Source organism: Bradyrhizobium sp. S3.12.5 (assembly GCF_040548225.1).
Lineage (GTDB): Bacteria > Pseudomonadota > Alphaproteobacteria > Rhizobiales > Xanthobacteraceae > Bradyrhizobium > Bradyrhizobium cytisi.
In genome coordinates this window covers 1-19,710 of record NZ_JBEPRF010000022.1, presented here as the reverse complement: position 1 = coordinate 19,710, position 19,710 = coordinate 1, and the positions used below count along the sequence as shown (strand labels likewise).

Genomic DNA, 19,710 nt, shown 5'->3' with positions numbered 1-19,710 from the left:
GTGTAACGCTGCGCCGCTGAACCGGGACCCAATCCGGCTGCAAAACCTGGAGAAGCATGGGTCCCGGCTCTGCGCAGCAACGCTACGCGTTGCAGCGCGTCCGGGACACAAGCCCCCTCACTTCGTCAGCGGGCAGCCGCTCTCCTTGGCGGTGAAGAACGCCTTGTCGCCGGGGACGGTGGCGAGCTCCTTGTAGTAGTCCCACGGCTTCTTCGATTCCGACGGCTTCTTGACCTCGAACAGATACATGTCGTGGACCATGCGGCCGTTCTCGAGCACCTTGCCCTTGGCGAAGGCGTCATCGACCGGCAGCTCCTTCAGCTTCTTGGCGACCGCTTCGGTGTCCTTGGTGCCGGCGGCCTTCACCGCCTTGAGATAGCTCAGCGTCGCCGAATAGGTGCCGGCGTGGATCATGCTCGGCATCCTCCCGGTGCGCTTGAAGAAGCGTTCGGAGAAGGCGCGGGTCTGGTCGTCATGATCCCAATAGAAGCCTTCGGTGAGAACGAGGCCCTGGGCCGCCTGCAAGCCGAGCCCGTTGACTTCGCTGATCGTCATCAAGAGGCCGGCGAGCTTCTGGCCGCCGGAGACGATGCCGAACTCGGCCGCCTGCTTGATCGAATTGGTGGTGTCGAGGCCGGCATTGGCAAGGCCAACGATCTTCGCCTTCGAGCTCTGCGCCTGGAGCAGGAAGGAGGAGAAGTCCGAGGAGTTGAGCGGCACGCGGACCGAGCCGACCACCTTGCCGCCATTGGCAGTGACGATCTCGCTGGTGTCCTTCTCCAGCGCATAGCCGAAGGCGTAGTCCGCGGTGAGGAAGAACCAGGTGTCGCCGCCGGCTTTCGTCAGCGCGCCGCCGGTGCCGACAGCGAGCGCGCGGGTGTCGTAGGCCCAGTGGAAGCCGTAGGGCTGGCAGGCATCCCCGGTGAGACGCGAGGTCGCGGCGCCCACAACGATGTCGATCTTCTTCTTATCCTTCGAGAGCTCGTGGATCGCGAGCGCGACCGAGGAGGTCGTCAGCTCCGTAATCATGTCGACGTTCTCGACGTCGTACCAGCGCCGCGCGATGGAGGTGGCGAGGTCGGGCTTGTTCTGGTGATCGGCGGTGACCATCTCGATCTTCTGGCCGAGCACCTCGCCACCAAAATCCTCGATCGCCATCTTGGCTGCTTCGACCGAGTACTTGCCGCCGTAATCGGCGTAGACGCCAGACTGGTCGTTAAGGATTCCGATCTTGACGCCTTGCGCGGAGGCCGGCGCGGCCAGCAATAGAGCCGACGCTGCGACAGCAGCCAAAAGTGCTGATTTCATCTGTTAGCTCCCAGCAGTGTTCTATTTTGAAATCGCGCGGAGTGTAATGAAGAAGACTGCCGCTGCCCATCGATTTTGCGTAGGTCGTTAGTATGGAGGTGGGTGCCACATTCTGCACTGTCGTCCCGGACAAGCGCAGCGAAGCGGAGCGCAGATCCGGGACCCATAGCCACAGGGAGAAGTTTGGCACGAAGCTGATAACTCCGAGTCTTCGCCAAATCTATTCCTGTGGTTATGGGTCCCGGCCTTCGCCGGGACGACGGCGAGAATGTGGATACGCCATTGGCAACGAGCGGCACTTGTCAGCCCGCAGCCTCCACCTTCGGCTTCCCGTCGTTCCGCCCTTCCGCCAGGTTCCGCACCACCACATAGAAGATCGGCGTGAACAGCAGCCCGAACAGCGTGACGCCGATCATGCCGAAGAAGACGGCGACGCCGACGGCCTGACGCATCTCCGAGCCTGAACCGGACGAGATCACCAGCGGCAGCACGCCGAGGATGAACGCGAACGACGTCATCAGGATCGGTCGCAGGCGCAGGCGGCAGGCTTCGATCACCGCCTCCAGCCGCGGCTTGCCTTCGAGCTCGATATCGCGTGCGAACTCGACGATCAGGATCGCATTTTTCGCCGCCAATCCCACCAGCACGACGAAGCCGATCTGGGTGAGGATGTTGACGTCCTGGCCCATGATGCGCACGCCGATGGTGGCAGCGAGCAGGCACATCGGCACGATCAGGATCACCGCAAACGGCAAGGTCCAGCTGCCATATTGCGCGGCGAGCACGAGATAGACGAACAGCACGCAGATCGGGAAGATGTAGAGGCCGGCATTGCCGCCGGTGACCTGCTGATAGGACAAATCCGTCCATTCGAAGCTGAAGCCGCTCGGCAAGGTATCGTCGGCGAGCTTCTTGATGGCGTTGAGCGCGGTGGTCGAGCTCGTGCCCGGCGCCGGCTCGCCCTGCAGCTCGGACGCCGCGTAGAGATTGTAGCGCGCGACGCGGTCGGGGCCCGAAACGTCTTTAAAGTCGACCACGCTGCCGAGCATCACCATGTCGCCGGAGGCATTTCGCGTGCGCAGGCGCGAGAGATCGGCAGGCTCTTTGCGGAACGGGAAATCAGCCTGCGCGGTGACGTGATAGGTGCGGCCGAACAGGTTGAAGTCGTTGACATAGGTCGATCCGAAATAGGTCTGGATCGTGTCGTTGATGTTGGCGATGGGCACGCCGAGCTTCTGCGCCTTGGTGCGGTCGATGTCGACGAACAGCTGCGGCGTATTGGCCGAGAACGGCGAGAACACCGTGGGGCCTAGGAGCAAGGGCGATTTGCGCGCGGCGGCGACGAGTTCGTCGGTTGCTGACGCCAGCAACTCGGGCCCGCGACCCTGGCGATCCTGGATGCGGATGGTGAAGCCGCCGCCGGTACCGATGCCGGGCACGGCCGGCGGTGGAATGACGATGATGAACGCGCCCTGGATCGCGGCGAGACGCTTGCGCAACTCCGCCGTGATGGCGTTCGCCGTCAGCCCTTTCTTGATGCGCGCCTCTGGCTCATCGAACACCGGAAACAGCGCTGCCGCATTGCCGGCCTGCGTGCGCGTCGCGCCGGAGAAGCCGGCGAAGGCGGCAACGCGGATGATGCCCGGCGTATCCAGCGAGATCCGCTCGATCTCGCGCACGATCTCGGTGGTCCGCGCCAGCGACGCCGCGCCCGGCAATTGCACGGAGACGATGACGTAGCCGCGGTCCTGCGCGGGGATGAAGCCCTGCGACGTGGTCCCGATCAGCCATCCTGCGCTGCCGATCAGAACGACATAGATCAGGATCATCACCACCGAATGCCGGATCACGAAATTGGCGACGCCAGCGTAGCCGTGTGCCAACCGGTCGAACACGCGGTTGAAGGCTCCCGTAAAGGCGTTCCAGCCGCGCGCGATCAGATTCCAGGCGGCGGGGGGCCGCTTCTCCTCATGGGGCGTCAAAATCTGCGAGGCCAGCGCCGGCGACAGCGTCAGCGAGCAGAAGCAGGAGATCGCGGTCGCAACCGCGATGGTCACAGCGAATTGCTGGAAGAACTGCCCGGATATGCCGCCCAGGAACGCCGTCGGCACGAACACCGCGCAGAGCACCAGTGCGATCGAGACCAGCGCGCCGCCGACCTCCTCCATCGTCTTCAGCGCGGCATCGCGCCGGCTCAGACCGTGCTCAAGATGGCGTTCGACATTCTCGACCACGACGATGGCGTCGTCGACGACAATGCCGACAGCGAGCACGAGCCCGAACAGAGTGAGATTGTTGATGGAGAAGCCGAGCGCCGCCATCACCGCAAAAGTGCCGACCAGCGAGACCGGTATGGCGATGATCGGGATGATCGCAGGCCGCCATCCTTGCAGGAAAACCAGCACGACGACCACCACGAGCAGCATGGCCTCGTAGATGGTCTTGATCAGCTCATGGACGGACTGCGCGATGAACTCGGTCGGATTGTAGCCGATATTGTAGTCGAGCCCCTTCGGAAAGCTCTCCTTGAGCTTCGTCATGGTGTCGGAGATGTTTTTTGCCGTCGCGAGCGCGTTCGATCCCGGCCGCTGCGTCACCAGCATGGCGACCGCGGATTTGCGCAGCAGGAAGCTGTTGGTGGAATAGGCCAGCGCGCCGAGCTCGATGCGGGCGACGTCGCGCAGCCGAACCGTGCGGCCGTCGGAGCCGGCCTTGATCAAGATGTCCTCGAACTGCCTCTGGTCCTTCAACCGTCCCGTGAAAACGAGGTTGGGCTGAAAGGCGCGGTCGGCGATCGGCGGCTCGGCGATCTGGCCGCCCGCGATCTGCACGTTCTGCGCACGGATTGCGGCCAGCACCTCGGTCGAAGTCAGGCCGAGATTGGCAATGCGATCAGGATCGAGCCACAGCCGCATCGAATAGTCGCGTGCGCCAAAGATCTGGATGTCGCCGACACCGTCGATGCGCAGCAGCTGGTCGCGGACCTGGAGCAGCGCGTAGTTGGAGATGTAGAGCTGGTCGAACGTGTCGTCGGGCGACAGCATGAACACGACCATCAAAATGTCGGGCGAGTTCTTGCGGGTGACGACGCCGTTGCGCTGCACCTCGTCCGGCAGCTGCGGCTGCGCGATCGCGACGCGGTTCTGCACCAGCACCTGCGCCTTGTCGAGATCGGTGCCAAGCTTGAAGGTCACGGTGATGGTAAGCTGGCCGTTCGAGGTCGCCTGGCTGTAGAGATACAGCATGTCCTCGACGCCGTTGATCTGCTGCTCGATCGGCGCGGCAACCGTGTCGGACACGGTTTGCGCCGAGGCGCCCGGATATTGCGTGGTGACGACGACCGTCGGCGGCACCACTTGCGGATATTCGGAGACCGGCAGCGTGGAGTAGGCGAGCGCGCCGACGATCAGGAGCACGATCGACAGCACCATCGCCAGGATGGGCTGGTTGATGGAGAGACGGCCAAGATTCATGACTTGTCACCAGCCTTGGCACCGGCCGGCGCCTGAGCGGCAGACGGGGCCACCTTGGCGCCAACGCGGGCGCGCTGGATGCCGTTGACGATGACGCGGTCCTCCGCCTTTAACCCTTCGCGGATCACGCGCAGGCCGTCATCGAGCGGCCCCAGCACCACGGGCCGCGCCTCGACGGTGTCGTCGGGCTTCACCACGAACACGATCTTACGCGACTGGTCGGTCGCGACCGCGACGTCGGGAACCAGCAGCGCCTCATAGGGCGCGCTGCCGATCAGGCGGACGCGGCCGAACTGGCCGGGCAGGATCGACAGATCGGTGTTCTTGACCACGGCGCGGCTGCGCAGCGTGCCCGTGGAGACATCGAGGCGGTTGTCGAGGAAGTTGATGGCGCCGTCATGCGACGGTTTTGTCTCACCGGCCAGCGTCACCTGCACCGGGTTCGCGGTGTCGCGCGAGCTCGGACGGCGGCCTTCGAACCAGAGCCTGCTGTATTTGATGAAGGTCGTCTCATCCATGTCGAAATAGATGTAGATCGGGTCGAGCGAGACGATCGAGGTCAGGAGCGTCGACGTGCCGGTGTCGCTGCCCTGCACGAGATTGCCGGGGCTGACGAGATGGCGGCTGACGCGGCCGGTGAGCGGCGCGGTCACATGGGTGAACTCGATGTTAAGCCGGGCCGCCTTCAACGCGCCCTCGGCCTGAGTCTCGGCGGCGTGCGCGGCCTGCAGGGCCTGGCGGCGCTGGTCGACGACCTGCTCGGACACCGCGCTGGTCTGGACCAGGTTCAGGCCGCGATCGAGCTCGCGCTTGGCGAGCTCCACCTTGGCGCGGGCGTCGGAGAGCTGGCCGTCCGCCTGCTCGGCCACCGCCTCGAACGGGCGCGGGTCGATCACATAGAGCAGGTCGCCCTGATGCACGATCGCGCCGTCCTGGAACTCGACGGAGTTGACGAAGCCGCCGACGCGGGGGCGCACCTGCACCTCCTCGACCGCCTCGAACCGGCCGGTGTACTCGTCCCAATCGGTAACGGTGCGCTTGACCGGCTGGGAAACCGTCACCGGCGGAGGTGGCGGCGCGGCCGCTTGCGAGGCCGGTTGTCCGCAACCGCTGAGCGCGAACGCGGTTGCGAGAAGGCCGGCTATGGCATAAGGCCGGGGCTGAACGAAATCGTGCGTTTTGACAGATTGCTCGCTTCCGTCCGGTCCAGTCATCCCAGGTCCTCGCATCAAAGCCGCGGAAATTGCAGGGTACTCGCTGACCCGCGGGCGCCACAAGATGGGTGGCGATCATGAACTCTTCAAGACCAAAGCGCGGGCAATGCTCGGCACGGTGCCCTGGCCGGATGACGGGTTGACAGGGACCGCGATGGATGCGCGCGGCGATCTTTCTTCGCCTCTCCCGCTTGCGGGGAGAGGCCGGAGCGCATCGCAAGATGCGATCCGGGTGAGGGGGACCCTCCGCGCGTCCGACTGTCTCCCGCCCGGCCGATAGTGCCCCTCACCCCGCCCTGAACCCGTAAGAACGGGGAGAGGGAGACGAAAAAGCGCCAGCGTCTTCGCACATGACGGGCGCGGCGGGCTCGGCTAGATTACCCTTACAAAACAAGACGGAATTGTCCGGGGAGGACAGGCGTGCATCAGGGACGTGTCGTTTACGGCGCGATCGAGGAGGTCGTGTTCGGCCATCCGGCGGCTGAGGCAGTTGTCGCGCAGATGGACCGGCTGGGGACGCGTCGGGCCTTCCTGATGGTCTCGGGCACGCTGAACCGGCAGACCGACGAGATCGCAAAAATCGTCCAGGCGCTAGGCGCCCGCTGCGCCGGGCTGTTCGACGCGATGCCGGCACACACGCCGCGCGAGGCGGTGATCGCGGCCACCAATGCGGCGCGCCAGGCCGGCGCGGACCTGATCGTCACCGTGGGCGGCGGCTCGATCACCGATGGCGCCAAGGCGGTGCAGCTTTGCCTCGCCAATGGCATCGACGATATCGACGGCATCGAGCGTATCCGCGTGCACAAGGGCGTCGCACCGGAGATGACGCCGCCGACCGTGCGCCAGATCAGCGTGCCGACCACGATTGCCGGCGGCGAGTTCTCGTCGATCGCGGGCGTCACCGACCGCAGCACGCATGTGAAGCAGATGCTGCGGCATCCGCTCGCCGTGCCGCGCGCGACAATCCTCGATCCCGCCATCACCGTGCACACGCCGGAATGGTTGTTTCTCTCGACCGGCATCCGCGCCATCGATCACTGCGTCGAGGCAATCTGCTCGCGCGAGACCCACCCTTATGCCGACGCGCAATCGGTGAAGGGCCTCGCCATGCTCGCCGATGCGCTGCCGCGGGTGAAGGCCGACGCGAGCGATCTCGACGCGCGCATGGATGCGCAGATCGGCACCTGGCTGTCGATGGGCGCACTCGCCGCCGGCGTGCCGATGGGGGCGAGCCACGGCATCGGTTATGTCCTGGGTGCCGCCTTCGACGTACCGCACGGCTACACCTCCTGCATTATGCTGCCGGCGGTGATACGCTGGAATGCGCGCGACAATGCCGAACGCCAGATGATCGTCGCCGCCGCCATGGGCTTCCCCGGCCACAACGCCGCCGACGTGCTCGATGCCTTCATCCGCTCGCTCGGCATGCCGCGCAGCCTCGCCGACGTCCGCGTCTCGCCCGAGCATTTCGATGCCATCGCCGAACAGGCGATGCGCACGAACTGGATTCCGCGCAATCCGCGCAAGATCGAGAGCCCTGCGCAGGTGCGCGAAATCCTGCTTCTCGCTGCATGATTTTCAAGCCGGAGGACTGATGTATCCAGGTCAGCATGCCCGTCTACGCCCGCTGCAACCCGCCTTCATCATGGCGGCGACGGGCGAGGCCGTCACCTATCGCGAGCTGGAGGCACGTAGCAATCGCCTCGCGCATCTGCTTCGCAAGCATGGCTTGAGGCGGCTCGATCACTACTCGATCTTCATGGAGAACAATTCCCGCTATCTCGAAGCCTGCGGCGCCGGCGAGCGGTCCGGGCTTTACTACACCTGCATCAACTCCTTCCTGACGCCTGGCGAGCTCGCCTATCTCCTCGTCAACAGCCAGTCCAAGATCCTGATCACGTCCGTTGCAAAGCTCGACATCGCGCGGGAGGCAATCCAGGCCTGCCCCGACATCAAGCTCTGCATCGTCGCCGATGGCCCCGGCGAGAGTGACCGCATCGTTGGGCTCGCGGATGTCACCGCCGATCTGCCGAAGACGCCGATTGCGGATGAGTGGCTCGGCACCTCCATGCTCTATTCGTCGGGCACGACGGGTCGCCCCAAGGGCATTATTCGCCCGCTTCCCGAGGAGCCGCCAAAGCACAATCTGACGCTGTTCGACTTCCTCACCAAACTTTGGCACTACCGCGAGGGCATGGTCTATCTGTCGCCGGCGCCGCTCTATCACTCGGCGCCGCAGGCTGCCGTCAATCTGACGATCCGCATGGGCGGCACCGTGGTCATCATGGAGAATTTCGACCCCGAGCGTTACCTCCAGCTCGTGCAACAATGGGGCATCACCCACAGCCAGCTGGTGCCGACGATGTTCTCGCGGATGCTAAAGCTGCCGGAGGACGTACGCGGCCGCTACGACCTCTCATCGCTCGAGATTGCGATCCACGCCGCCGCGCCCTGCCCGGCGCTGGTGAAGGACGACATCATCAAATGGTGGGGGCCGATCATCCACGAATATTACGGCGCGACCGAAGGCCTCGGCTTTACCGCCTGCAACAGCCAGGAGTGGCTTAGCCACCGCGGCACCGTCGGCAAGGTGCTGCTCGGCGACCTCCACATTCTCGACGAGAACATGCAGCCGTGCCCGACCGGCACGCCCGGCCAGGTCTGGTTCAAGACGGGATCGCCGTTTGAGTATTTCAACGACCCGGAGAAGACCAGGGAGGCGCGCTCGGCCGACGGCAGCATGAGCACGGTCGGGGATGTCGGCTATGTCGACGAGGATCGCTTCCTCTATCTCACCGACCGCGCCACCTTCATGATCATCTCCGGCGGCGTGAACATCTATCCGCAAGAATGCGAGAATCTGCTGATCACGCACCCCAAGGTCGCGGATGCCGCGGTTTTCGGCGTGCCCAATGCCGATCTCGGCGAGGAGGTGAAGGCGGTGGTGCAGCCGATGCCGGGCGTGATGCCGGATGACGCGCTCGCCGAGGAGCTGATCGCCTTCTGCGCGGCGTCGCTGTCGCGGCAGAAGGTGCCGCGGTCAGTCGATTTCGAGAAGGAGTTGCCGCGCCTGCCGACGGGGAAACTCTACAAGCGGCTGCTGCGGGACCGGTATTGGGGCAACAAGACGTCACGGATCATGTGAGCGGAGGAACCTTTCTCACCTTGTGAGAGAAACACCCCTGCGGCCTTTCGTCATCCGAATTGCCAAGAGAGCAAGCGGCCTTGCCGGTTGCCTCGCTCGGCGCGCGTCGCTATCGTCCTGACAAACGGCCACAAAAGGCCGATGTCCAGGGAGACCGAGGATGCGGAGCGTGTGGGCGCTCGCCGCGACGGCGGCGCTATGTTTGCTGGCGTTTTCGACCGCGAGCTTCGCCGGCGAGCCCAAGCAGGGCGGCATTTTGCGGATGTACCACCGCGACAGCCCGGCGAACGCCTCCATCCTTGAGGGTGCGACCTATTCGGTCAATGTGCCGTTCATGGGAGTGTTCAACAATCTTGTCATCTACGACCAGCACATGGCGCAGAACAGTCCTGACAGCATCAGGCCGGAGCTGGCCGAGAGTTGGACGTGGAGCGGCGACTACAAGAAGCTGACGTTCAAGCTGCGCCAGAGCGTCAAGTGGCATGACGGCAAGCCATTCACATCGGCTGACGTCAAATGCTCCTTCGATCTGCTCATGGGAAAATCGCAGCAGAAGCTTCGACAAAATCCACGGAAGACCTGGTACAGCGAGGTCAACGACGTCACGCCCAATGGCGATTTCGAGGTGTCCTTCGACCTGAAGCGGCCGCAACCCTCGCTATTGGCGATGCTCGCCTCCGGCTACACGCCGGTCTATCCCTGCCATGTCTCGCCGGCAGAGATGCGCACCCATCCGATCGGGACCGGGCCATTCAAATTCGTCGAGTTCAAGGCCAATGAATCGATCAAGCTTGTTCGAAATCCGGACTACTGGAAGAAGGGACTGCCGTATCTCGACGGCATCGAGTACACGATCATCACCAACCGCTCGACCGCGATTCTTGCCTTCGTCGCCGGAAAGTTCGACATGACCTTCCCGACACATATCACCATCCCGCTCCTCAAGGATATCAAATCGCAGGCGCCGAACGCAGTTTGCGTCGTCGAACCGACCAACGTTTCGACCAACATCATCGTCAATTCGACCGCGCCGCCATTCGACAACATTGACATCCGCCGCGCGATGGCGCTGGCACTCGATCGCAAGGCCTTCGTCAACATCCTGTTCGAAGGCCAGGCCGATATCGGTGGCACTATGCTGCCTCCGCCGCAAGGCATCTGGGGCATGCCCAAGGACAGGCTTGAAACCATTCCGGGCTATGGCCCGGACGTGAATGCGAACCGCGATGAAGCGAAGAAGCTGATGCAGAAGGCGGGCTACGGCCCCGACAAGCATCTCGCGGTGAAGGTTTCGACGCGCAATCTCGCGGAATATCGCGATCCCGCGGTGATCCTGATCGACCAACTCAAGAGCATCTATATCGACGGCGAGCTCGACGTGGTGGAGACCGCGAACTGGTTCCCGAAAGTCGCGCGGAAGGATTACATGCTCGGGCTCAATCTGACCGGCAACGCCGTCGACGATCCGGACCAGTCATTCTACGAGAACTATTCCTGCGGCTCCGAGCGAAATTATACCAATTACTGCAACAAGGAGATCGAAAAGCTGTTCGACCTGCAGTCGCAGGAGACCGACGTTAACAAACGCAAGCAACTGGTCTGGGAGATCGACAAGAAGCTGCAGGAGGACGTCGCCCGCCCCATCATCTTTCATGCGCGGGCCGGCACCTGCTGGCAGCCTTATGTGAAGGGGGTCACGATCATGTCGAACAGCTCCTACAACGGTTTTCGCTATGAGGACGTGTGGTTGGACAAGTAGCGCAAGCCAGGCAAGCGACTAGCAGGCTCGACGGAGGCGGGTGATGTTTGCCTATCTGGTGCGGCGCCTGTTCCTGATGCTCGTGACCCTGTTCGGGATCTCGGTCGTCATCTTCTTCCTGTTGCGCATCGTGCCCGGCAATATCGTCGACATCCTGTTCGCGGCGGCCGGCTATGTCGATCCCGCCGACAAGGCCAATCTCGAGAAGGAGCTCGGCATCGACCAGCCGCTGATCGTACAGTATTGGCACTGGATCAGCGGTTTTCTGCGCGGCGACTTCGGTTACTCCTACGTCTCGGAGAAGCCGGCGCTTCAGGAGATCCTGCCGCGGATTCCGATCACCGCGCGGCTCGCTGGCCTCGCGCTGCTGTTCTCGGCCTCGATCGGCATTCCGCTCGGCGTCATCAGCGCGGTCAAGCAAGGCACTCGGCTCGACTACACGCTACGTGTGGTGAGCTTGAGCGGACTGTCGCTGCCCTCGTTCTGGCTCGGCCTGCTGATCCTCACCGCCTCGGTGGCGATGTTCGGCCAGATCCCGATCTTCAACCCCAATCCGGCCACGTGGCTCGAAGCTTTCGCGACCTATGCGGTGCCTGCGGCCGCCGTTGGCTTCCGCAGCGCCGCGTTGACCATGCGCATCACGCGATCCTCGATGCTGGAGGTGCTGCGACAGGACTATATCCGCACCGCCCGCGCCAAGGGCGCCTCCGATGCCGCGGTGAACTACCGACATGCGCTGAAGAACGCGATTCTGCCCGTCATCACCGTGATCGGCATCGAAGCGGCGTTCCTGATCGGCGGCCTGATCGTCACGGAGACGGTGTTCAACATACCGGGCGTGGCCCGCTTCCTGGTCGAGGCGATCCGCTGGCGGGATTATCCGATCGTGCAGAACCTCGTGATGCTGATTGCCGTCGTGGTGGTGAGCGCGAATTTCATCGTCGACATGCTCTACGCCGTATTCGATCCGCGTATCAGATACACGGATTAGGAGACCAGCTTGGCCGCGATCGATTTTGACGTTGAATTGAGGCGGGCCGGCGCGCATGCGACCGTCGGCTGGCGACGTGTGTTCTTTCTGGCGCAGCGGCACGTGCTGGGTGCGGCTGGCCTTATTATCATGATCGTGTTCGTGTTCACCGCGATCTTCGCGGATTTCATCGCGCGCTACGATCCCCTGACCGTCGATTCCGCCCACGCGCTGATGCGCCCGAGTCTCGTCCACTGGATGGGCACGGATTCCTTCGGCCGTGACGTGTTCAGCCGCATCATCCATGGCGCGCGGATTTCACTCGCGGTCGGGATCGGCTCGACCGCGCTCGGCGGCACGATCGGCGTGATCGTCGGTCTGACCTCCGGCTATCTCTCCGGCTGGGTCGATCTCGTGTTCCAGCGCGTCTCCGACATCTTGCAGGCGCTGCCGCTGCTGGTTCTGGCCCTGATCATGACGGCGGCACTCGGCCCATCCCTGCCGAATGTCATCCTCGCCATTGCCATTCCGCTGATCCCGACCGTCTCACGCGTCACCCGCGCCAACACGCTGGCGCTGCGCGAGCAACCGTTCGTGGAGGCAGCGAAATCGATCGGCATGAGCGAGGCGCGGATCGCGCTTCGCCACGTGCTACCGAACACGCTGGCGCCGCTGATCGTGCTCGCGACCGCCCAGCTCGGCTCAACCATTTTGACCGAAGCCTCGCTCTCCTTCCTCGGTCTCGGCATTCCCGAGCCTTATCCGTCATGGGGCCGCATGCTGTCGGAATCCGCCGCCGAATATGTCCGCACCGCGCCGTGGCTGGTGATCTTCCCGGGTATCGCGATCAGCCTCGCCGTGTTCGGCGCCAATCTGTTCGGCGACGCCCTGCGCGACATCCTCGATCCCCGGCAGCGCGGCTGATGACTGACACCTCCAATCTCGTGCTCGAGGTGAAGAACCTGAAGACGGTGTTCTTCACCAACTCCGGCCTGTTCAAGGCGGTCGACGACGTATCCTTCACCGTGAGCCGTGGCGAGACGCTCGCAATTGTAGGCGAATCCGGTTGCGGCAAGAGCGTCACCGCGCTCTCCCTGATGCGGCTGGTGCCCGATCCGCCCGGGCGCATTGTCGGCGGCAGCGTCACGCTCGAAGGCTCCGATCTGCTGGCGCTGAACGAAGCCGGGATGCGCAAGATCCGGGGCAATCGCATCTCCATGATCTTCCAGGAGCCGATGACCTCGCTCAATCCGGTGATGCGGATCGGCGACCAGATCGTGGAAGCGGTGCGGCTGCACCGGAACGTATCCTCGAAGGAGGCGCAGACCATCGCGGTCGAGATGCTGCGGCTGGTGCGCATCCCTGAGCCAGCGCGGCGCGCGCGCGAATATCCGCATCAGCTCTCCGGTGGCATGCGCCAGCGCGCGATGATCGCGATGGCGCTGGCGTGCCGGCCGGCGCTACTGATCGCGGACGAGCCGACCACCGCGCTCGACGTCACCATCCAGGCACAGATTCTGGCGCTGATCCTCGATCTGCAGAAGGAGCTCGGCACCGGCCTCGTGCTGATCACGCATGACCTCGGCGTCGTCGCACAGACCGCGCAGCGCGTGATCGTGATGTATGCGGGCCGCAAGGTCGAGGAAGCCAGTGTCGAGGCGCTGTTCGCGGCGCCAAAACATCCCTACACGCGCGGACTGATGGCCTCGATCCCCGCGGTGCCGGCCTCTGGTGTTGCCGCGCAGGAGCGGCTGAACGAAATTCCCGGCACCGTGCCGTCGCTGGTGCGGCTGCCGAAAGGCTGCGCTTTCGCACCGCGCTGCAAGCTTGCAGTGAAGCGCTGCGAGGCCGAATCTCCACCGCTGACCGATTGGGGCGGCGGCCATCTCGCCGCGTGCTGGCGCGCGGCTGACGTAGCGGAGGTGGCATGACCGGCGCACTGCTCGAAGTCACCGACCTCAAGAAGCACTATCCGGTGCGCGCCGGCGTGCTGCGCCGGCAGGTCGGCACCGTACACTCGGTGGACGGCATCTCGTTTTCGCTTCATGCCGGCGAAACGCTGGGCCTCGTCGGCGAATCCGGCTGCGGCAAGTCAACGGTGGCGCGTAGCGTGCTGCGGCTGGTGGAGCCGACCTCGGGACAGATCCGCCTCGACGGTGAAGACATCACGCATCTGTCCAAGACGGCGCTGCGCCGGCATCGCCGTTCGATGCAGATCGTGTTCCAGGACCCGTTCGCCTCGCTCAACCCGCGCATGACCGCGGGCGATATCGTCGGCGAGCCGATCGCGGTCCATCGTCTCGCAACCGGCAAGGCCCTAGAGGCGCGCGTCGCAAGGCTGTTCGAACAGGTGGGACTGCGGCCCGACCAGATGCGCAATTTTCCGCATCAATTCTCCGGCGGCCAGCGCCAGCGCATCTGCATCGCGCGGGCGCTCGCGCTGGACCCGCGCCTGATAGTCTGCGACGAACCTGTCTCCGCGCTCGATGTCTCAATCCAGGCGCAGGTGATCAATCTGCTGATCGACCTGCAAAAGCAACACGGCTTCTCCTATCTCTTCATCGCGCACGACCTCGCCGTGGTCGCCCATATCAGCCACCGCGTCGCGGTGATGTATCTCGGCCGCATCGTCGAGATCGCCGGCAAGGACGAACTGTTCCGCAACCCGCGCCATCCCTACACACAGGCCCTGCTCGCCTCCGTGCCGGTCGCCAATCCGCTGGCGAAGAAGCTCGCGCCGCTGGTCGACGGCGACGTGCCGAGCCCGGTCAATCCGCCGCCCGGCTGCGCGTTTCACACGCGCTGCCGGTTTGCGATGGAGCGGTGCAGAACGGAGCGGCCGGTGCTGATGGACGCAGGCGACGGGCATCAGGTGGCGTGCTTGTTGAATGAGGGAACGGGGCGAAGTGCCTAGGTCTCGTGTCCCCGCGAAAGCGGGGACCCAGGGCCACACGGGAACGCGCTGAGGTATGGGTCCCGGCTCGCGCTTCGCGCGTCCGGGACACGAGAACGTTACACCCCGATCTCCGCCACGATCCTGCCCGTCGTGACCTGCTCACCCTCGGCGACGTCGATCGCCGAAACCACGCCGTCGATGCCAGCCTTGTGGACGTGCTCCATCTTCATCGCCTCCAGCGTCATCACCGGCTGGCCCGCGGTGACGCGGTCGCCCGGCTTGACCAAAACAGCGACGACGCGCCCGTTCATCGCGGCGCGGACTTTGCCGTCGCCGCCATTGCTTGCTGCGGCCTTCGGCGCGGCGAGGGTTAGATCGGTCACCGCGAGCGGGATGCCGCGGTGCTGGAGGTAGAGCCGATCGCCGTCGCGCAGGAATTTTGCGCTGTCCATCACGCCATCGTGGCGGAAGCGGATCGTGTCAGGATCGAGTTGCTCGATCTCGAACTTGTCCTGGCGACCGCCGGTGGCGACGGTGTAGCTGCCATCGCGCTCACGCGTGACGTCGAGCTCAAGCACGTGACCCGCGATCTCGATTTTCGCCGGGAGCGGGAACGTTGCCGACAAGCTCCGGCCGCTGCGCCCCGACGGCGCGCGCGGATTTGTAACGTAGAGCAGCAGGCCCGCCAGCGCCGTATCGAATGCGGCGTCCGCGCGCGGCGCGAGCAGCTCTTCGCGATGCGTGCCAATGAATGCCGTCGTCGCCTCCCCCCTGGTAAACCCAGGATGGCGCAAACACGACATCAGGAACGCCTGATTGGTGGTCACACCAAGCGCCGTGAGCTGCTCCAGGCCGACGATCAGCCGCCCTCTCGCTTCCTCGCGCGTGGCGCCGTGGCTGATCACCTTGGCGATCATGGAATCGTAGAACGGCGGGATCTCCGAGCCTGATTGCAGCGCATGCTCAACACGGATGCCATCAGGCACCTGCCAGCGCGCCATGCGGCCGGACTGCGGCATGAAATCCTGCGCGGCATCTTCCGAGCAGAGCCGCACCTCGATGGCGTGACCTACGAACTTGATGTCCTGCTGCTTCACGGTGAGCTGCTCGCCGCGCGCGACGCGCAATTGCAGCTCCACCAGATCGAGCCCGGTGATCGCTTCGGTCACGGGATGCTCGACCTGAAGCCGCGTGTTCATCTCCATGAAGTAAAACTCGCCGCGCTCATCGAGCAGGAATTCCAGTGTGCCCGCGCCCTCGTAACGCAACGCCTTCAAGGCCGCGACCGCGACCTCACCCATTCTCGCACGCAACTCCGGCGTCACCGCCGGCGATGGCGCCTCCTCGATCAGCTTCTGGTGCCGTCGCTGCACCGAGCAGTCGCGCTCGCCGAGATGGATGGCATTGCCATGACTGTCGCCGAACACCTGGATCTCGATGTGCCGGGGATTGCGGATCGCGCGCTCGATAATGACGGTGGGATCGCCGAACGCCGCCTTCGCTTCCGACCGCGCGCTGCTCAGGGCATCGGCGAAGGATCCAGCGTCGGTCACGAGCCGCATGCCGCGGCCGCCGCCACCGGCAACTGCCTTGATCATCACGGGGAAGCCAGTCTTTTTGGCTTCCGCGAGCATGGCCTCGTCGCCCTGGTCGGCACCCTGATAGCCGGGAACGATAGGAACGCCGGCCTTCTTCATGATCTCCTTGGCGCCGGCCTTGTTGCCCATGGCCGCGATCGCCTGCGGCGACGGGCCGATAAAGACGAGGCCGGCATCCTTGCAGGCCTGCGCAAACTCCTCGTTCTCGGCCAGGAAGCCGTAGCCGGGATGCACAGCATCCGCGCCGCTCACCCTGGCCGCCGCGATGATCGCGGGAATGTTGAGATAGGATTGCGCCGGCAGGGCTTCGCCGATCCGCACCGCCTGATCGGCCTGCCGCACATGAAGCGCATCGCGATCCGCATCCGAATAGACGGCGACGACACTGAGGCCGAGCTGCCGCGCGCTGCGCATCACGCGCAGCGCGATCTCGCCGCGATTGGCGACTAGGATCTTGAAGAACGGCCGGTGCTGCACTGATCCGTTCCTCATGGGCGGGCCACCGAGAATTGCATGCGGTGGGGCGTGCGCGAATCGCCCTCGCGGCAGATCGCGAGCACTTCGGACAGCACTGCGCGGGTGTCGCGCGGATCGATCACACCGTCGTCGAGCACGCGGGCGCTGGTCGAGAACACGTCCATCTGGCCGTCGAACACGCCGACGATCTGCGCCTTCATCGCATCGAGCCTGTCCTTCTCGACCGGCTTGCCGCGGCGCGCGGCGGCGGCTTCCGTCACGATGGCCATGGTCTCGGCGGCCTGCTCGCCGCCCATCACTGCGGTCTTGGCATTGGGCCAGGAGAAGCAGAAGCGCGGATGGAAGCCGCGCCCGCACATGCCGTAATTGCCGGCGCCGAACGAGGCGCCGCAATAGATGGTGATCTGCGGCACCGTCGCCGAGGTCACTGCCTGGATCATCTTGGAGCCGTGCTTGATCATGCCGGCTTCTTCATAGGCCTTGCCGACCATGTAGCCGGTGGTGTTGTTGAGGTAGAGGATGGGCGTGCGGGTCTGGCAGCAGGCCTGGATGAAATGTGTCGCCTTGTTGGCGCCGGCGGGATCGAGCGGACCGTTGTTGGTGATGATGCCGATCGCCTGACCCTCGATGCGGGCATGGCCGCAGACGGTGGCAGGACCGTAGTTCGGCGCCATCTCGGTGAAATCGGAATCATCGACGATGCGCGCGATCACCTGCTTCATGTCGACGGGGCGCTTGTGGTCCATCGGCATGATGCCGAGCAGCTCGTCCTGATCGTAGCGCGGCGGCTTGAATTGCGGAGCCGCCATGCCCGGCCGCTCCCATTCCAGCGCCGCCATGATCTCGCGCGCGATGCGCAGCGCATCGCGATCGTCCTCCGCGAGATAGTCGCCGAGACCGGAGATTTGCGTGTGCATCTCGGCGCCGCCGAGCTCTTCCTCGGTCGCGATCTCGCCGGTCGCGGCCTTCAGCAGCGGCGGCCCCGCAAGGAACGCGCGGGTGCGGCCACGGACCATGACGATATAGTCGGACAAACCGGTCTGGTAAGCGCCGCCGGCGGTGGATGAACCGTGCGTGACGGTGACAACTGGAAGGCCTGCCGCCGACAGCCGTGCGAGATTGCGAAAGATGTTGCCGCCGCGGACAAAGTCCTCGACGCGATAGCGCAGCAGGTTGGCGCCGGCGCTCTCGACGAGCTGCACGTAAGGCAGCTTGTTCTCCAGCGCGAGCTCCTGCACCCGGAGCGTCTTGTCGAGGCCGTAGGGCTGCAGCGCGCCGGCGTCGATGCCGGCGTCGTTGGCGCTGACCATGCAGCGGATGCCCGAGACGAAGCCGATGCCGGAGATGACGCCCCCGCCGGGCACGCTCTTGTTCACATCCGGCACGTCGAACATGTAGCCGGCGAGCGTCGACAGCTCGATGAAGGGCGCACCGGGATCGAGCACCAGCGCGACGCGCTCGCGCGGCAGCAGCTGGCCGCGCTTGTGGAAGCGGTCCTTTGCCGCGGCGGATGCCGCGCGCGTGCGCTCCTCCAGCGCGCGCATGCGGTCGATCAGCGCGAGCATGCCGTCACGGTTGACGTGGTAGGCGGCGCTGCCGGGGGAAATGGTGTTTTCGAGAATGGACATGACAGTTTCCTGCTCGTCATTGCGAGCGAAGCGAAGCAATCCAGACTGTCACCGCGGAAGGATTCTGGATTGCTTCGCTGCGCTCGCTGTGACGGGTGAGGCGATAGCTAGCGATTCGTTCCAAAGATCTTCCGCGCCTCGGCGGGGCTTGCGAGCTCGCGGCCAGCACGGCGGGCGCAGGCGGCGATGGCCTCGATCAGCTGTCCGTTCGACGTCACCTTCTTGCCGTCGGCGAGATAGAAGGCGTCCTCCAGGCCAGTGCGCAGATGTCCGCCGAGCTCGGCGCAGCGTTGGTGCAGCGGCCAGATCTCCTCGCGGCCGATCGCCGTGACCTGAAAATGCGCTTCGGGCCGCTTCAGCTTGATCAGGATCGGCAGCAGATCGGGATCCGAAGGCATCCCCGAGGCGACGCCCATCACAAAGTTATACTCGAGCGGGCCCTTGTACATGCCGACCTGATGGTACATGCCGACACAACGGACGATGCCGACGTCAAAACATTCGAACTCGGGGATGGTGCCGACCGCGTTCATGACGTCGAGATAGTCCTTCACCTTCTCGACCGCGTTGTCGAACATCATCGGCGGCCAGGCCCAGGTATTGTCGGCCTTCACCTTCAGATAATTCAGCGAGCCGGCGTTGCAGGCGGCGATTTCCGGCTTGGTCTCGCGGATACAATTCAGCGCGCCGGAGTAGTTCGGCCCCGAGACGCCCGAGGTGTGGTTGATGATGACGCCGGGACAGGCTTCTCGGATCGCCTGCTGGATCTCTTTGCTTACGCTCACTTCCCAGGACGGCAGATGCCCCTTGTCCGGCGCCTGCTGGCGCAAATGGATGTGCATGATGGACGCGCCGGCATCGAACGCAGCCTTGGCCTCGCGCGCCATCTGCTCGGGCGTCACGGGCACGTTGTGCTGCTTGGGGTCGGTGAGCACGCCGTTCAGCGCGCAGGTGATGACGGCCTTGTCGCTCATACCACTGATGTCTCGCACGTTGAGAATTCAACGTTGGCGATCATGTGATGAGCGGCATGCGGCTTCTTGCGCGGAGAAGCTAGCTAAACGCGAGCTGTCGTAGGGTGGGCAAAGGCGCCCTAGCGCCGTGCCCACCACGTTTCGAGGCTCGATGAAGATGGTGGGCACGCTTCGAGGCTGGGCAAGAATCTCGCGGTTACGCTGCGATGCTGAAGCGGAAGCGGATGATCGCTGGTTTTTGGCCTAATTTGGCTGAGAGGCCTCTGAT

General features: G+C 64.4%; 13 protein-coding genes. 7 read left to right on the top strand and 6 right to left on the bottom strand.

Annotated features, from left to right (window positions below; all coding sequences use genetic code 11):
- Positions 1 to 117: 117 nt before the first annotated feature.
- The 3 genes from ABIC09_RS28120 to ABIC09_RS28110 form a co-directional block, all read right to left on the bottom strand.
- On the bottom strand, positions 118 to 1,308 hold the full coding sequence (locus tag ABIC09_RS28120; protein WP_354111277.1) for an ABC transporter substrate-binding protein: 1,191 nt from the start codon (positions 1,306 to 1,308) through the stop codon (positions 118 to 120).
- Positions 1,309 to 1,610: 302 nt separating this feature from the next.
- Positions 1,611 to 4,781, bottom strand: coding sequence for an efflux RND transporter permease subunit (locus ABIC09_RS28115; RefSeq protein WP_354111276.1), 3,171 nt, complete (start codon positions 4,779 to 4,781; stop codon positions 1,611 to 1,613).
- Positions 4,778 to 5,995, bottom strand: coding sequence for an efflux RND transporter periplasmic adaptor subunit (locus ABIC09_RS28110; RefSeq protein ID WP_354111275.1), 1,218 nt, complete (start codon positions 5,993 to 5,995; stop codon positions 4,778 to 4,780). The genes ABIC09_RS28115 and ABIC09_RS28110 overlap by 4 nt, the downstream gene beginning before the upstream one ends.
- Before the next feature lie 420 nt (positions 5,996 to 6,415).
- Here ABIC09_RS28110 and ABIC09_RS28105 point away from each other — a divergent pair, with 420 nt between their 5' ends.
- The 7 genes from ABIC09_RS28105 to ABIC09_RS28075 all read left to right on the top strand — a co-directional run bounded on the left by ABIC09_RS28105 (position 6,416) and on the right by ABIC09_RS28075 (position 14,783).
- Positions 6,416 to 7,570, top strand: coding sequence for an iron-containing alcohol dehydrogenase (locus tag ABIC09_RS28105; RefSeq protein WP_354111274.1), 1,155 nt, complete (start codon positions 6,416 to 6,418; stop codon positions 7,568 to 7,570).
- A gap of 19 nt (positions 7,571 to 7,589) precedes the next feature.
- Positions 7,590 to 9,140: an AMP-binding protein gene (locus ABIC09_RS28100; RefSeq protein ID WP_354111273.1), complete on the top strand. Its 1,551-nt coding sequence runs from the start codon at positions 7,590 to 7,592 to the stop codon at positions 9,138 to 9,140.
- A 160-nt stretch (positions 9,141 to 9,300) separates the two neighbouring features.
- On the top strand, positions 9,301 to 10,899 hold the full coding sequence (locus tag ABIC09_RS28095) for an ABC transporter substrate-binding protein (RefSeq protein ID WP_354084297.1): 1,599 nt from the start codon (positions 9,301 to 9,303) through the stop codon (positions 10,897 to 10,899).
- A gap of 43 nt (positions 10,900 to 10,942) precedes the next feature.
- The gene (locus ABIC09_RS28090; protein WP_354031449.1) at positions 10,943 to 11,890 is read left to right on the top strand and encodes an ABC transporter permease; all 948 of its coding nucleotides are present in this window, start codon (positions 10,943 to 10,945) and stop codon (positions 11,888 to 11,890) included.
- A 9-nt stretch (positions 11,891 to 11,899) separates the two neighbouring features.
- Positions 11,900 to 12,793, top strand: coding sequence for an ABC transporter permease (locus tag ABIC09_RS28085; RefSeq protein ID WP_354031448.1), 894 nt, complete (start codon positions 11,900 to 11,902; stop codon positions 12,791 to 12,793).
- On the top strand, positions 12,793 to 13,800 hold the full coding sequence (locus ABIC09_RS28080; protein ID WP_354111272.1) for an ABC transporter ATP-binding protein: 1,008 nt from the start codon (positions 12,793 to 12,795) through the stop codon (positions 13,798 to 13,800). Before ABIC09_RS28085 ends, ABIC09_RS28080 begins: the two co-directional genes overlap by 1 nt.
- A complete protein-coding gene (locus ABIC09_RS28075) occupies positions 13,797 to 14,783 on the top strand; it encodes an ABC transporter ATP-binding protein (protein ID WP_354111271.1) in 987 nt (328 codons plus the stop codon). The genes ABIC09_RS28080 and ABIC09_RS28075 overlap by 4 nt, the downstream gene beginning before the upstream one ends.
- Positions 14,784 to 14,881: 98 nt before the next feature.
- Here the strand turns inward: ABIC09_RS28075 and ABIC09_RS28070 are convergent, their stop codons facing one another.
- The 3 genes from ABIC09_RS28070 to ABIC09_RS28060 form a co-directional block, all read right to left on the bottom strand.
- Entirely contained in the window at positions 14,882 to 16,855 is a 1,974-nt protein-coding gene (locus ABIC09_RS28070; RefSeq protein ID WP_354111270.1) for an acetyl/propionyl/methylcrotonyl-CoA carboxylase subunit alpha, read from the bottom strand.
- Positions 16,852 to 18,468: an acyl-CoA carboxylase subunit beta gene (locus tag ABIC09_RS28065; protein WP_354111269.1), complete on the bottom strand. Its 1,617-nt coding sequence runs from the start codon at positions 18,466 to 18,468 to the stop codon at positions 16,852 to 16,854. The genes ABIC09_RS28070 and ABIC09_RS28065 overlap by 4 nt, the downstream gene beginning before the upstream one ends.
- 107 nt (positions 18,469 to 18,575) lie before the next feature.
- The gene (locus ABIC09_RS28060) at positions 18,576 to 19,442 is read right to left on the bottom strand and encodes a beta-keto acid cleavage family enzyme (RefSeq protein ID WP_354031443.1); all 867 of its coding nucleotides are present in this window, start codon (positions 19,440 to 19,442) and stop codon (positions 18,576 to 18,578) included.
- Between the last annotated feature and the right edge of the window lie 268 nt (positions 19,443 to 19,710).